Origin of the sequence: Achromobacter sp. RTa, from assembly GCF_000757485.1 — a bacterium.
Taxonomy (GTDB): Bacteria; Pseudomonadota; Gammaproteobacteria; order Burkholderiales; family Burkholderiaceae_B; genus Achromobacter.
Genome location: NZ_JPYO01000041.1, coordinates 144,116 through 157,335 on the forward strand (window position 1 = coordinate 144,116; position 13,220 = coordinate 157,335).

At 68.1% G+C, this 13,220-nt stretch carries 14 protein-coding genes; 3 read left to right on the forward strand and 11 right to left on the reverse strand.

The window, feature by feature from the left end; all coding sequences use genetic code 11:
* Positions 1-191 precede the first annotated feature (191 nt).
* On the forward strand, positions 192-824 hold the full coding sequence (locus JL37_RS16270; protein ID WP_043545350.1) for a class I SAM-dependent methyltransferase: 633 nt from the start codon (positions 192-194) through the stop codon (positions 822-824).
* A 6-nt stretch (positions 825-830) separates the two neighbouring features.
* On the opposite strand, the gene JL37_RS16275 is transcribed toward JL37_RS16270, so the two are convergent.
* The 7 genes from JL37_RS16275 to JL37_RS16305 form a co-directional block, all read right to left on the reverse strand.
* Positions 831-1,349 carry an ureidoglycolate lyase gene (locus tag JL37_RS16275; protein WP_231570362.1) on the reverse strand — a complete coding sequence of 173 codons (519 nt, stop codon included), beginning with the start codon at positions 1,347-1,349 and terminating at the stop codon, positions 831-833.
* Positions 1,328-2,062, reverse strand: a complete 735-nt coding sequence (locus JL37_RS16280) for an ABC transporter ATP-binding protein (RefSeq protein WP_043545352.1) — start codon at positions 2,060-2,062, stop codon at positions 1,328-1,330. Before JL37_RS16280 ends, JL37_RS16275 begins: the two co-directional genes overlap by 22 nt.
* Entirely contained in the window at positions 2,055-2,792 is a 738-nt protein-coding gene (locus JL37_RS16285) for an ABC transporter ATP-binding protein (protein ID WP_052097265.1), read from the reverse strand. Before JL37_RS16285 ends, JL37_RS16280 begins: the two co-directional genes overlap by 8 nt.
* Complete coding sequence (locus JL37_RS16290) at positions 2,792-3,760, reverse strand: branched-chain amino acid ABC transporter permease (RefSeq protein WP_043545353.1); 969 nt, start codon at positions 3,758-3,760, stop codon at positions 2,792-2,794. Before JL37_RS16290 ends, JL37_RS16285 begins: the two co-directional genes overlap by 1 nt.
* A 2-nt stretch (positions 3,761-3,762) precedes the next feature.
* Positions 3,763-4,653 (reverse strand): branched-chain amino acid ABC transporter permease, encoded by an 891-nt coding sequence (locus tag JL37_RS16295; protein WP_043545355.1) that lies wholly within the window; start codon positions 4,651-4,653, stop codon positions 3,763-3,765.
* Positions 4,654-4,763: 110 nt separating this feature from the next.
* Positions 4,764-5,972, reverse strand: coding sequence for an ABC transporter substrate-binding protein (locus JL37_RS16300; protein ID WP_043545357.1), 1,209 nt, complete (start codon positions 5,970-5,972; stop codon positions 4,764-4,766).
* A 296-nt stretch (positions 5,973-6,268) separates the two neighbouring features.
* Positions 6,269-7,840: an amidase gene (locus JL37_RS16305; protein ID WP_043545358.1), complete on the reverse strand. Its 1,572-nt coding sequence runs from the start codon at positions 7,838-7,840 to the stop codon at positions 6,269-6,271.
* Positions 7,841-8,016: 176 nt separating this feature from the next.
* Between JL37_RS16305 and JL37_RS16310 the strand changes: the two genes are divergently transcribed.
* Complete coding sequence (locus JL37_RS16310; protein ID WP_043545359.1) at positions 8,017-8,706, forward strand: FadR/GntR family transcriptional regulator; 690 nt, start codon at positions 8,017-8,019, stop codon at positions 8,704-8,706.
* Positions 8,707-8,734: 28 nt separating this feature from the next.
* Here the strand turns inward: JL37_RS16310 and JL37_RS16315 are convergent, their stop codons facing one another.
* From JL37_RS16315 to JL37_RS16325, 3 genes are read right to left on the reverse strand one after another with little or no spacing between them, the layout of a single operon-like run.
* Complete coding sequence (locus tag JL37_RS16315) at positions 8,735-9,316, reverse strand: amino acid synthesis family protein (protein WP_043545362.1); 582 nt, start codon at positions 9,314-9,316, stop codon at positions 8,735-8,737.
* Positions 9,317-9,350: 34 nt separating this feature from the next.
* Positions 9,351-10,325 carry a tripartite tricarboxylate transporter substrate binding protein gene (locus JL37_RS16320; protein WP_197064619.1) on the reverse strand — a complete coding sequence of 325 codons (975 nt, stop codon included), beginning with the start codon at positions 10,323-10,325 and terminating at the stop codon, positions 9,351-9,353.
* Between the two features lie 43 nt (positions 10,326-10,368).
* On the reverse strand, positions 10,369-11,277 hold the full coding sequence (locus JL37_RS16325) for an NAD(P)-dependent oxidoreductase (protein WP_043545365.1): 909 nt from the start codon (positions 11,275-11,277) through the stop codon (positions 10,369-10,371).
* Positions 11,278-11,402: 125 nt separating this feature from the next.
* Here JL37_RS16325 and JL37_RS16330 point away from each other — a divergent pair, with 125 nt between their 5' ends.
* Positions 11,403-12,338, forward strand: coding sequence for a LysR family transcriptional regulator (locus JL37_RS16330; protein ID WP_043545367.1), 936 nt, complete (start codon positions 11,403-11,405; stop codon positions 12,336-12,338).
* On the opposite strand, the gene JL37_RS16335 is transcribed toward JL37_RS16330, so the two are convergent.
* Positions 12,320-13,183, reverse strand: a complete 864-nt coding sequence (locus JL37_RS16335) for a pirin family protein (protein WP_043545368.1) — start codon at positions 13,181-13,183, stop codon at positions 12,320-12,322. The genes JL37_RS16330 and JL37_RS16335 overlap by 19 nt on opposite strands.
* Positions 13,184-13,220: the final 37 nt, after the last annotated feature.

Consider the following 13,220-nt stretch of genomic DNA (forward strand, 5'->3'; position numbering starts at 1 on the left):
TGGGGGGCTGCGCAGTATGGAGTGCATCTCGCCAGGGTGTCAGACACCCGAACCATGCGGTAGCGATGTAGGCGCCTGACGCCTGCGTTTCCAGGTGTCTGACACCCATACGAGACGCCCATCCAATCCAAACGGACCTTCCCGGGTGTCAGACACCCCCATAAAAGCTCCACCTCAGGCAAAATCGCCTGATGAGACTCGATCCCGAAGACCTCGCCAAGATCAGTTCCCTGACCCTGGCGCACTATCAAGAAAACGCCGAATCGTTCGAAGCGGGCACGCGCGACCATGATGTCAGCCAGAACATCGCCGCGCTGCTGCGCGATATCGAAGGCGAGCCCCCGTACGACATCCTGGACCTGGGCTGCGGCCCCGGCCGCGACCTGAAGACCTTCACGGCGCTAGGCCACCGGGCCGTGGGCCTGGACGGCACGCCGCGCTTCGTCGACATGGCTCGGCAGGCGAGCGGGTGCGAGGTCTGGCTGCAGGATTTCCTGCAGCTGTCCTTGCCGGACGGCCGCTTCGACGGCATCTTCGCCAACGCCGTCTTGTTCCATGTGCCCGGACAGGAGCTGCCGCGTGTGCTGCGGGAGCTGCGCGCCGCGCTGAAGCCGCGTGGCGTACTGTTCAGCTCCAATCCCCGGGGCGGCAACCAGGAAGGCTGGAACCGCGGGCGCTACGGCGCCTACCACGATCTGGACGGATGGCGCGGCCTGCTGGCGGACGCGGGGTTCGAGGAGCTTGAACACTATTACCGGCCGCAGGGCCTGCCGCGCGAGCAGCAGCCCTGGCTGGCCAGCGTCTGGCGGCGGACGGCGCGCTAGTACTGCTCAGGCCGTCCGGATCGTCCAGGGCGCGTCCGGCAGCGGCGCCACTTCGCAGTCCACTGCCGGGCCGGCGCGTTCCAGCACCGCGAAATCCCCGTCAGCCAGCGCCATCAGCGGATGATGCCAGACGTCCCGGCGCAAGGTGATGCCCACGCCTGGCCCCGCCAGGAAGGCGCGCAGCGTGGCGGTATCGGGCGCGTCGGCGCCCAGCGCGACCAGCACCACATAGGGCGTGGCGGCCAGGGGCAGGAAGGTCTGGCTGCCCAGGCGGTGCCGTTCCAGCACCTGCGCGGCGAAGGGCAGGGCGATCGCCCGCGCCCGGAACACGGATAGCGATGGCCGGCCGCCTGCGTCCAGGATGTCGGGCTCGGCCATTTCCACCCGCAGCGAAGTGCCGGCATTGATGGATCGGCCGTCCCGGCCGGCGCTGCTGACGACTTCGCCATAGGGCGCGAACGCCTCGGCGGAAAGCGGCTGCGCGATCAGGTAGCGGGCGTCCATCAGAAATTGATCCCCAGCCATTCGCGCACCTGCTCGTGCAGGTCGCCGGCAAAATCCTCGGGCGAGCCCGAGGCGGTGATTTCACCCAGGCTCAGCACGTAGATGTGGTTGGACATGGCCACGACGCGGCGCACGTTGTGGTCCACCAGCAGGATGCCCATGCCCGCGTCGGCGAACGCGCGTATCCATTGGAATACCTCGGCCGCCACCCGCGGCGCCAGCCCGATGCTGGGCTCGTCGATGAGGCAGACCTGGGGCTGCACCATGTAGGCCTTGGCGAATTCCAGCGACTTCTGCTGACCGCCCGACAGGTTGCCCGCCTGATCCTTGAGTTTTTCCTTCAGCACCGGGAACCGCTCCAGCGTGTCGGCGAAACGCGGTTCCAACACGTCGCCGTAGCGCTTGCGGCGGCCTTCCAGCGGCAGGCGCAGGTTTTCCTCTACCGTCAGGTAGGGGAACAGGCTGGATTCCTGCGGGATGTACCAGAGGCCGTCGTCGATCATGCGGTGCGGCGCCTGGCCGGAGATGTCACGCCCGGCCCGTGTGACGCGGCCGGACTTTGGCGGCAGGAACCCGCAGATGGCTTTCATCAGCGTGGATTTGCCCGCGCCGTTCAGCCCGATAAGGCCGCTGATGCGGCCGGCCTCGACCGTCAGCGACACGTTGCGCAGCACGTCGATGTCGCCCAGGTAGCCGGCGGTCACGTCCTCCATGGCCAGCAGCGTGTCAGGCATGGTTCTGCTCCTCTTGTCCCTGCTCGCCCAGGTAGGCCTCGATCACGGCCGGCTCGCGCAGCACCTGCTGGGTGGGGCCGTCGGCCAGCACCCGGCCCGCGTTCATGCACACCGAGCGCGGACACAGGTCCACGACCACCGGCATGTCGTGGCTGACCAGGATGAAGGTCTGGCCGCCTTCGTTGCGGCGGCGGATGAACTCGGACATGGTTTCCTTCATGACCGGGTGCACGGCGGCGAAGGGCTCGTCCAGCAGCGCCACGCGCGGCGGCACCATGAAGCAGGCGCCGAATTCCAGGAGCTTCTTCTGCCCGCCCGACAACTGGCCGGCGTCCAGGTGCATGACGTGGCCCAGCTTGAGCTCCTCCAGCAGCTGCAGCGCGCGCCGGTTGGCCCCGGCCTCGTCCAGCCCCATCGCCAGGCCGCACACGACCAGGTTGTCGTAGGCGCTGACGCGGTTGAAGACGCGGGTCATCTGGAACATACGCAGGACGCCCAGCCGCGTCAGGCGGGTAGGGCTCAGGCCCATGATGCTGCGCCCGTCCAGCTTTACCTCGCCGGCGTCCGCGGCCAGGTGGCCGGAGAGCACATTGAGCAGCGTGGTCTTGCCCGAGCCGTTGGGGCCGATCAGCCCCAGCAGCTCACCGTCGGCCACGTCCATGCCCGCGCCGTTCACGGCGAGCAGGCCGCCGAAGCGCTTCTGTATTCCCGATATCTGCAACAGTGCCATCAGGCTCCCCTGGCGTTGCCGGAACGGCGCAGCACGGCGCGGCGCGCCAGGCCCCACAGCCCTTCACGGAAAAAGCGCGCGAACACGATGACCAGCAGCGCGAACACGATCATCTGGATGTTGCCCACGTCGCGCAGCATTTCGGACGCGACGTACACCAGCACGGCACCCAGCAGCGGCCCGACCAGCGTGCCCATGCCGCCGATCACCACCATGGCGATGACCATGCCGGTCTGCGCCACGATGCCCAGCTCCGGGCTGACCAGTTGCGCGAACGTCCCGTACAGGCCGCCGGCGAATCCGCAGATGGCGCAGCTGACCAGGAAGGCCAGCGTCTTGTAGCGCACCACGTCGATGCCGCGGCTGGCCGCCCCGATCTCGTCGTCGCGGATCGCCTGCAGGAAACGGCCCGGCCGGGCGCGGAGCAGCAGGAAGACCAGCAGAGTGACCGCCGCCAGCACGCCCAGGAACAGGTAATAGTTGCCGACACGGCTTTCCAGCAGCGCGGGCACGTGCAGTCCCTGGTCGCCGCGGGTGAAGTCGATGGAGTTGTAGATCACCAGGCGCACGATCTCGGCGAAGGACAGCGTGGTGAGCGCCAGGTAGGGGCCGGACAGCCGCAGCACGATGCGGCCCAGCAGCAGGCCGATCAGCCCGGGCACCACCGCGGACAACGGCAGCCCGAGCCACAGCGGCACGTTCCAGTGATAGGCCAGCAAGCCGGTCGTGTAGCCGCCCAGCATGGCGAAGGCCGCCGGCGCCAGCGAGAACTGGCCCGTGTAGCCCGCCAGCAGGTTCCAGCCGGTGGCCAGCATCGCGAAATACATGCTGACGATCAGCACGCCGAGCCAGTAGGGCGAGGACACGCCCAGGGGCAGCAGCGCCAGCACGGCAAGAAACACCAGCGACAGCCGCATTTCCTGGCTGAGCTTGTTGCGCAGCAGGTTGGGGTGGGCAAGCGGATCCATGTTCAGACCTCCCGCGCGCGTTCGCCGAACAGGCCTTTGGGCCGGAACAGCAGGATCAGGATCAGGAGCGCAAGGCCGAAGGTGTCGCGGTAGTCGTACGACAGGTAGACGGCGCCGAAGCTCTCGAGCACGCCCAGCGCCAGCGCCGCCAGGATGCTGCCGGGGATCGAGCCCATGCCGCCGATCACGACGATCACGTAGGACTTGATGGCCGGGAATGCACCCACGTCCGGAGCGGGATTGATGACAGGGGCCAGCAGCGCGCCCGCCAGCGCCGCGAGCACGCCGGACGCCATGAAGATGATGCTGCTGGCGCGCGCCGTGTCGATGCCGGCGATGGACGCGCCCAGCCGGTTCTGCGCCACCGCCTGGACCTGCCGGCCCCAGAGCGAGCGCTTGATGAAGAGCGCCAGCCCGGCCAGCAGCACGATGGACAGGCCCGCCGTGATCAGCTTCTGGCCGCTCATCATGAATGGGCCGACGGCCATGCGCGTCACGTCCGACAGAGCGGGGCCGCGCATGGGATAGGGGCCCACGACCTTGTCGACCAGGTTGATAAGAAGCAGCGACAGGCCGAAGGTGACGACCACCGCGTACTCATCCTTCATCAGGCCCCAGGAGCCGTAGCCGGCGTACAGCGGGCGCATCAGCCAGCGTTCGGTGGCCCAGCCGAGCAGCGCGCCCGCGGCCGCGGCGATGGGCAGCGCCAGCCAGGGCGGGACGCCCAGGGCCAGCGACACCAGGGTGTAGGTGTACGCCCCGATCATGTAGAACTCGCCGTGGGCGAAGTTCACGATCTTCAGGATGCCGAAGATCATGGTCAGGCCGACCGCCATCAGCGCGTAGAACAGGCCGATGATCAGGCCGTTGACGAACAGGTCCAGTGCCAGCACTCGATGCTCCCCGACGCCGGGGCAGGTCCCCGGCGTTCATTGAGGTTCAGGATGGATGCGGCCGGACCCTTTTGTTCTGGCCGCTCCAAAGCAAGGCGAGAGGGTTTTTATTACTTGGCGGGTTTGACCACTTTGTCGATTTGCAAGGGCTGACCCGAAGCCTGGATCAGCGTGGTCTTGCTCAGGGGCTGGTCCACCTCGGTCAGCTGGTAGGTGACATACGGAATGTCGACCCACTGCTGGTAGGTGTACCCGGGCTGCTGAGAGAAGCTGAACTTGCCGCGCACGCCTTCGAACTGCATGCCTTGCAGGGTCTTGATGATGGCGGCGCTGTCGGTCGACTTGGCTTCCTCGATCGCGCGGGCGATCAGCAGCACCGAGTCGGCGGCCTGGAAGATCAGGCGGTTGGGTTCGGTCTTGGCCTGCTTCTGATAGGTGGCCGCGACGTCCAGGCCCAGCTGGGGCATGGGCATTTGCGGGTGGTACAGGCCGAAAGCCAGCATGTACTTGCCGGCTTCCTTCACGTTCTTCCAGAAGTCGGGGTAGTCGGCGATGCCGGCGCCGTCGTAGAACCAGGTCTTGGCGCTGGGCGCCACGCCCTGTTCGTACAGCTGGTTCATCAGGATGTAGGCGGCCGGCGGCAGCATGATGTTGACCACCAGGTCGGGCGGATTGCCGCGCAGCGGCAGCACGGCCGGGGTGAAGTCCTTGCCGGCGCGATCCAGCGCCACGTACTTGTACTGGGTCTGCGGCGCGGCCTTCTTGAGGAATTCGCCCAGCAGCTTGGCCTGGCCGATGCCGTAGTCGGTGTTTTCGGCGAAGGCCACCACGCTCTTGACCTTCAGCGCGGCGATTGTGTCGGCCATGGCGCTGGAGACGCGCGTGTTGTAGTTGGCCGGGTTGAAGACTTCCGGGTAGCCCTTGGTGCGCACGTCGTCGGACCAGCAGTTGGTATTGACGTAGGGCACCTTGTAGCGGTGCACGACCTCGATCTCGGCCAGGCATACCGAGCTCTGGTGGCCGCCGGTGACGGCGACGACCTTGTCGCGCGAGATCAGTTTCTCGGCCGCCGCGCGGCCCTTTTCCGGAATGCCCTGGTCGTCTTCGTAGACGATCTTCAGCGGGCGGCCCAGCACGCCGCCCTTGTCGTTGATCATCTTGGTGATGATCTCCACTCCGTCTTTCACCTGGGTGCCTTGCACCACGGAGCCGGGAGGGGATTGCGCGATGCTCACGCCTATGACGATGGGATCCGCGGCTTGGGCGGAGGAGACTAGTACGACCGCGGATACGGCTGCGGCAAAGCGAAGCAGTTTCATCGTTGTTTCCTTTGGGAAAGGAGCTGCGGCGATGCCGTCGTCCGCGAAGGCGAACGGTGTCGGCGGTCGGGGAACGTCGTCTATTTTTTAATCCTGTAGTACCGGTCTGACCAGTTAGTGTTTACCAGCATGCGCAGTGTGCTGTCCCGTAGATACGTCCGCATGACGAAATTCTTCCCTGGTCGGCAGGGCTAGGCGCAAACCGCAGCGATACCCGTAGGTATCGCGAGGATTTGCAACAACGCCATGGCGGCCATGGGGAGGGTTTCGTGCGGGCTTATCTGCGGGACAGCGCACTAGGAACCCAGCAGCGCCTCCACCCGCGCCGAGGCGTTCAGCACGCGCCAATCGGCTCCGCGCGCGCCGGCGATCTGCAGGCCTATCGGCAGGCCGTTGCGGCCGCTGCCGCAAGGCAGCGTCAGCGCGGGCATGCCGGTCAGGTTGAAGGGCATGGTCAGCCCGGTGACGGCAGTATGCAGCGGCACCTCCTGGCCCCCGATGACGACCGCGCCCGCGCCTGAACGCGGCGGCTCGATGCGCAGGGTGGGCGTGACCAGCACGTCCACCGCCTGCATCGCCTGGTCGAACATGCGCGCCAACGCAGCGCGGCCGCGCTGCGCCCGCGCATACCAGGTGGCCGGAAAGAACTGGCCGATCTCCAGCCGCACCCGCACGTCGGCGCCCAGGGTGTCGGGCTGGTCGATAAGCCGGCGCCAATGGATGTCGGTGGCTTCGCTGCACAGGGTGGCGAACTGCAGCGCAGCGCTGTGCTCCACGCCGGGCAGGTCCACCGGGACGAGGGTGGCCCCGTCCGCCTGCATCAACGCCAGCGCGCGGTCCACGGCCTGGGCCACGTCATCGGCCAGGGGGGCATAGAAGTAATTGCGGGGCACGCCCACGCGCAGCCCGGTCAGCGCGCCGACGCTGACCGTGCGCTCCGCCTGGCCCGCCATGATCGAAAACGCCAGGGCAGCGTCCGCCACGCTGGCCGCGATCGGACCCAGGTGGTCCAGGCTGGCGCCCAGCGCCTGCGCGCCGTCGCGCGAAATGGCGTCGAACGTGGGCTTGAAGCCGACCACGCCGCAGCAGGAAGCCGGAATGCGGATGGACCCGGCCGTATCGGTGCCGATCGCCAGGCGCACGATGCCGGCGGCCACCGCCGCGGCCGAACCGCCGCTGGATCCGCCTGCCGTGTAGCCCTCCGCCCGAGGGTTGCCCACCCAGCCGTAGTGGGGGTTCTCGCTGGTGATGCCGTAGGCCAGCTCATGCAGATTCGTCGTGCCGACCACCAGGGCGCCGGCGTCGCGCAGCCGCGCCACGGCAAGCGCGTCGCGCAGGGCGGGAGGCGGCTTCAGCCCGCCGCTGCCGTTGGTCTGGGAGAAGCCCGCGACCTGCATCAGGTCCTTGACGGCGAACGGCACGCCCATCAGCGGCATGGCGGAGCCTTCGCGCAGCTTGCGGGCCGCGGCGGCGGCCGCGCCGTCCAGCGCGGGCGTGTCCGACAGGGCGATGAATGCGTTCAGCCCGGCCTGCTGGCGGGCTGCGGCCAGCGCGGCCTTGGCCGCGTCGGCCGCGCGCTCAGGGGCGTCCCGGCATTCGCGCGCGATGGCGGCGATGCCGGGCACGTGGCGCGAGACGGCGATGCCCCGGCCCGCCTGTGCGGCGGGGAGCGCGTCGCCGGGCGCGGCCGGGGGCGGCGCCAGGTAGCCCAGCTCTGCATCCGGCGCCAGCGCATCCAGCATTTCCAGTTCGGGGAGATTGACGCGCAGCCGGTCCAGCCAGGCCTGGCGCCGCTCGGGATAGGGGTAGTCGCCCAATCGGGCCAGGGCGTCGACGGCGCGGGCGAATCTGTCGTGGAGGTCGGTCATGAGCGGCGCTTCTATAGGGGTTGGGGCGGGGCCCCGGCGGCGCGCCGGGGGTGTTGTCCGGCCCGGCTTTATCCTTACCGGTCAGACCAGTTGGGTGTCATAATGCCCAGGCAGGATTTGGCTGTCAACGACCTCCGGGGCGCCCGCCGCGCGCCCGCGCATTGAGGAATTCCACGATGAACACCGTCGAACACATTGCCCAGCAATTGCAGGCCCGCATCCGTTCGAGCGAATGGGCCGCGGCTGGCAAGCTGCCGGGGCAGCGCCAGCTGGCCGAGTCGCTGGGCGTCAGCCGAGCCTCGCTGCGCGAGGCCATCACCATGCTGGAAGGCCTGGGCATGCTGCGCAGCGAGGCGGGCCGCGGAGTGTTCATCGCCAGGCCGGGAGAGAAGGGCCTGGGCAGCGCCTACGGCCGCTGGCGCTTCCAGGGCCGTTATGCCTTGCGCGACGTCTATCTGGTGCGCAACCAGCTCGAGGAGCTGGCGGCCGGCCTGGCGGCCAGCGTCGTGACGCAGGCGGGGCTGAGCCGCCTGCACGCGACCATCGAGCAAATGGAACAGGCGGCCGACGCCGGCGACCTGGTCACGATGTCCGAAGGCGACCACGCCTTCCATGCCTGCCTGTTCGAAATCGCCGGCAGCCCGATGTTGCTGGACCTGGCCGAGAGCATCGGCGACGTGGTCGACGGCAGCCGCCAGGTCGCGTTCGCGGATCCCGCCAGGGTGCGCGAACCCATCCGCGAGCATGCCGAGATCATCGACGCGCTGGCCACGGGCTCGCCCGAGGCGGCGCGCCGCGCGATGCGGGCGCACATCTGCAATGTGGCCGACCGCGCGGGGCTGTCCCTGACGATTCCGGGCGCATAGGCCTGGCGAGCGGCATCGGCCCTTGGCGCTAGCGCTGGCCGTCGTGCACGGAGACCGCTTCCTTGGTCAGTCCGCCCAGGCGCGAATGCACGCGGCCGCCCGTGCCCATGACGAGCGCGAACAGGATCTCGTTGGCGCGCGGCGCGTCCTGGATGCCGATCTCGATGCTGTTGAAGTGGCTGCGCACATAAGACGCGTGGATGTAATGTACCGGCACCATCATCCGGTAGCCCGCCACGGCCACGGCCTTCACGGCGGGCACCATGGCTTTGGGTTCGCCCAGCACGCTGCGCATCGCCCAGCCGCCGGCTTCGTGCCAGACCGCGCCGTGTTCCATTTCGCCGTCCAGGCCGACGATGGCGGCCTTGCTGTAGACCTCGACGTTTTCCTTGCCGCCCAGCGTGTCGACCAGTTCCGTGGCCAACAGCGTGCCCAGGCTGCGCAGCTCGGCCATGAAGGGCATGAGGTCCGGCTCGTAGCGGCCGGCGTAGGGATTGCGGATCACGGCGCAGGAGGCGGCGAGCTTGAGGGGCTGCGCCGGCGCCGGGCCATTTTCATGGTGGATGGTTTCGACGATGAGGCAGCGCTTGCGGATATCGATCAGCGACATTGAGAGAATTCCTGGAAGGGGTTGAAGGCGTGGATCATTGCGGCGGGATGCCGGTTTCCTTGACGATGGCAGCCCATTTGTCGATTTCGGACCGGACGAAGCCGCCGAATTCGGCGGGGGTCTGCGTCTTGACGGTCAGGCCCTGGCGGGCATAGGTCTGCTTCAGTTCGTCGTTGGCCAGGGCCTTGCCCAGCGATTGGGACAGGCGGTCGAGCACGGGGCCGGGCAGGCCCGCCGGACCCATCAGGCCGAACCACACCGTCAGGTCGAAGCCCGGCGCGCCGGTTTCATTGAGCGTGGGGATGTCCGGCGCCAGCGCGAAGCGTTCCGGAGTGCTGACGCCATAGGTCTTGACCTTGCCGGCGCGGGCCTGCTGCAGGCCGTTGGCCAGGTCGGTGAAGGTGAGGTCCACGGTGCCGCCGATCACGTCGGTCAGCGCTTGCGGGCCGCCGCGGTAAGGCACCGGCGTAACGTTGATCTTGCCCATGGCGGCCAGCTTGGCGCCGAATACCTGGGCGCTGCCCGATCCATACGCATAGGTCAGCTTGCCCGGATTCTCGGCGCCGTAGGCGAACAGATCGGACACCTTGGTGCCCGGCATGCGCGGCGAGCCCACGAGCAGATAAGGGGTCTCGGCCACGGCGCCGATGGGGGCGAGGTCGGTGGCGGGGTTGTAGGGCAGGTCCTTGAAGAGGCTCACGCCGCTGGCGGCCGTGGACACGCCCACCACCACCAGCGTGTAGCCGTCGGGCTTGGCGCGGGCCACGTCGTGGGTGCCGATGATGCCGTTGGCGCCCGGCTTGTTTTCCACCACCACGGGCTGGCCCAGGTCCTCGCTCATGGCCTTGCCCAGGCTGCGGGCCACCACGTCCGTGATGCTGCCGGGGGGAAAGGGCACGACCATGCGGATGGGGTGGTCGGGATAGGTCGCGGCGCGGGCGCCGGCGGCGGCAAGCAGGGCCGCGCCCAGGCCGAGCGCCAGCGTGAGCGTGGCGGCGGGTCGTTTCATGTCTGTCTCCTGTTGGTGTCGTTATGGTCGGCGCGAGGACGGTTCAGTCCGGCGCGGGAGCGTTCAAGCGCTCCAGGTAGCGGTGGATCTCGGTGTTGTCGGCCCCGGCGGGCAGCGCCTCGCGGGCGCGCTGCCACAGTTCCGTGCACAGCGACAGCTGCGTGGCCGAGACGCCGGCCAGCGCCTGCAGCGAATCGGCGGTGCGCAGGTCCTTGGCCATCAGGGCCAGCGCGAAGCCGCCGTTATAGGTGCCCGGCACGATGAACTGGCGCAGCTTGGTCTCGGTGGCCACGTTGCGGCCGCTGGATGCATTGAGCACGTCGGTGAAGACGTCCAGGTCCAGGTCCATGCGCTGCGCGATCAGGAGCGCTTCGGTGGCAGCCAGCAGGCCGGCGGCGTAGACGTAGTTATTGAGCGCCTTCATGGCATGCGCCGAACCCACCGCGCCGGTATGGATGAGCGAGGCGCCCATGCGCGAGAGCACCGGGCGCACGCGCTCCAGGCCGGCGGCATCGGCCCCGATCATGATGGCCAGCGTTCCGGCGGCGGCCTTGGCCACCGCGCCCGATACCGGCGCATCGATCAGGGTCACGCCCGTTTCGCGCAATCGCGGCGCCAGCCGCAGCGTCTCGGCGGGGTTGGACGAGCCCATGTCCAGCAACACCGAACCCTCGCGCATGACGGCGGCCAGGGCGTCCTTGCCTTCGATCACCGCGTTGGTGATGGTGCTGTCCGGCAGCATGGTGATGACGACGTCGCAGCCGGCCAGCGCTTGCAGGCTGGCGGCGGAGTTTAGCGTCTTGCCCCAGGCCGGATGCGCCGCCAGGCGCTCCAGGCGCGCGGGGTCGCGGTCATAGGCCAGGATGGCGAAACCGTCCTCGCCGCGGGCAAGGTTCTCCAGCATCGGCAGGCCCATCATGCCCAGGCCGACGAATCCTATCTTCAGTGTCATGCATTCCCTTTATCGAATCGCTCTGGAAAGTGCGCCAGGCGCCGTCTGGAATGCTAATGAATGCCCAGGTTCCGCAGTTATGCTAAGTTGGGCAGGGGATATAACAAACGGTTATTGGCTCAATCATGCGTTTCAAGCTCAGGCAGATGGAAGTATTCAGGGCGGTGATGCTGACCGGCTCCATGAACGGGGCGGCCAAGCTGCTTTTCGTGTCGCAGCCCGCCATCAGCCGCCTCATCGCCCATACGGAACTGAGCCTGGGCCTGCAGTTGTTCGAGCGCGACAAGGGCAAGCTCACGCCCACCCCGGAGGCGCACCGGCTGTTCCAGGAAGTGGGGCCGCTGTTCGAGGAAGCGCTGCGCATCGACGAACTGGCCCGCGACCTGGCCGAACGGCCGGAAGGCGCATTGACGCTGTGCTCCAGCCCCAGCCTGGCGCTGAACTTCGTGCCGCCCGTCATTGCGCAATATCTGGAGCTCTATCCCAACGTCAGGCTCAAGTACCACACCACGCTGCTGGCCGACATGGCGCATGAACTGTTGGGGCGCAAGGCCGAACTGGCCATATCCGTGCTGCCGATAGACCATCCGAATCTGGTGGTGGAGCCGCTGGCCACGGGCGAGATGGTCTGCATCCTGCCGCAGGGGCATCCCCTGGCGTCCCAGCCGGCGGTGGGGCTGGCCGAGCTGGCCCAGCACCGGCTGATCCTCTACAGCCGCAACATTCCCTTCGGACAGCTCGTCGCCGCGGCCTTCCAACGGGCCAACGTGAGCTGGACCTCGGCGGTGGACATCGTGCGCGCGGAACTGGCCTGCGCGCTGGTGCGGGTAGGGGCGGGCGTGGCGATCGTCGACCAGTTCTCGGTCGGCGAGCAGGGCTGGCCTGGCGTGGTGACGCGGCCGCTGCGGGAATCGATCCCGCTGTCGCTGAGCCTGGTGCGTTCGCGCTTCGAGCGTCCCAGCCGGCAGGTGCAGCGCTTCATGCGCCTGATCAAGGAACATGCGCGCACGGGGCCGGCCCTGGCGGGCCGGCCCCGTGCCGCTCAGTGCATCTTGCCGTAGCGGCCGGCGTTGAAGTCCTGGATCGCTTCGACGATCTCGGCCTGCGAGTTCATCACGAACGGGCCGTAGCCGACCACCGGCTCGTCGATGGGCTCGCCGCTGAGCACCAGGAACATCGCGTCGTTGTTGGCTTCGACGGTGATGTCCTCGCCCTCTTGCGAGAACAGGGCCAGCTGCGCATCGCGGGCGACGGATTCGCCGTTGACCAGCACCGTGCCGCGCAGCATCACCAGCATGCTGTTGCGGCCCGCGGCGATCGGGAAGACCGCTGACTTGCCCGCGGCCAGCCTCACGTCCCAGACATCCATGGGCGTGAAGGTGCGCGCCGGCCCGGCCTGGCCCGCGTAGCTGCCCGCGATCACGCGCAGCGTGCCCGCATCGTCCGGCAGCGCCACCGCCGGGATGTCCGCGTTGAGGATGCCCTGGTAGCCGGCCGGCGCCGTCTTGTCCTTGGCGGGCAGGTTGACCCAGAGCTGCACCATTTCCAGCTCGCCGCCCTTGCGGGTGAACGCGGGGGAATGGAATTCCTCGTGCAGGATGCCCGAGGCCGCCGTCATCCATTGCACGTCGCCGGGACCGATGACGCCGCCGTTGCCGGTGGAATCGCGGTGCTCGACTTCGCCGCTGTAGACGATGGTCACGGTTTCAAAGCCGCGGTGCGGGTGCTGCCCGACGCCGCGCGGATGCTCGGCCGGCTCGAATTGGGCCGGGCCGGCGTAGTCCAGCAGCAGGAACGGGCTGGTGTTCTTGCCTTTGTCGTTGTAGGAGAACATCGAACGCACCGGAAAGCCGTCGCCCACCCAGTGGGGACGGGGGCTGGCATGCAAACCGAGGATCTTCTTCATGGTCGTATTTCCTGTTGCGCGGCCCCTACGGGGCCGT

Excerpts from the sequence above, each read along its gene's own strand:
- JL37_RS16270 (WP_043545350.1), top strand. The coding sequence starts at position 192 with ATGAGACTCGATCCCGAAGACCTCGCCAAGATCAGTTCCCTGACCCTG.
- JL37_RS16275 (WP_231570362.1), bottom strand. The coding sequence starts at position 1,349 with ATGGCTGGGGATCAATTTCTGATGGACGCCCGCTACCTGATCGCGCAG.
- JL37_RS16280 (WP_043545352.1), bottom strand. The coding sequence starts at position 2,062 with ATGCCTGACACGCTGCTGGCCATGGAGGACGTGACCGCCGGCTACCTG.
- JL37_RS16285 (WP_052097265.1), bottom strand. The coding sequence starts at position 2,792 with ATGGCACTGTTGCAGATATCGGGAATACAGAAGCGCTTCGGCGGCCTG.
- JL37_RS16290 (WP_043545353.1), bottom strand. The coding sequence starts at position 3,760 with ATGGATCCGCTTGCCCACCCCAACCTGCTGCGCAACAAGCTCAGCCAG.
- JL37_RS16300 (WP_043545357.1), bottom strand. The coding sequence starts at position 5,972 with ATGAAACTGCTTCGCTTTGCCGCAGCCGTATCCGCGGTCGTACTAGTC.
- JL37_RS16305 (WP_043545358.1), bottom strand. The coding sequence starts at position 7,840 with ATGACCGACCTCCACGACAGATTCGCCCGCGCCGTCGACGCCCTGGCC.
- JL37_RS16310 (WP_043545359.1), top strand. The coding sequence starts at position 8,017 with ATGAACACCGTCGAACACATTGCCCAGCAATTGCAGGCCCGCATCCGT.
- JL37_RS16315 (WP_043545362.1), bottom strand. The coding sequence starts at position 9,316 with ATGTCGCTGATCGATATCCGCAAGCGCTGCCTCATCGTCGAAACCATC.
- JL37_RS16320 (WP_197064619.1), bottom strand. The coding sequence starts at position 10,325 with ATGAAACGACCCGCCGCCACGCTCACGCTGGCGCTCGGCCTGGGCGCG.
- JL37_RS16325 (WP_043545365.1), bottom strand. The coding sequence starts at position 11,277 with ATGACACTGAAGATAGGATTCGTCGGCCTGGGCATGATGGGCCTGCCG.
- JL37_RS16330 (WP_043545367.1), top strand. The coding sequence starts at position 11,403 with ATGCGTTTCAAGCTCAGGCAGATGGAAGTATTCAGGGCGGTGATGCTG.
- JL37_RS16335 (WP_043545368.1), bottom strand. The coding sequence starts at position 13,183 with ATGAAGAAGATCCTCGGTTTGCATGCCAGCCCCCGTCCCCACTGGGTG.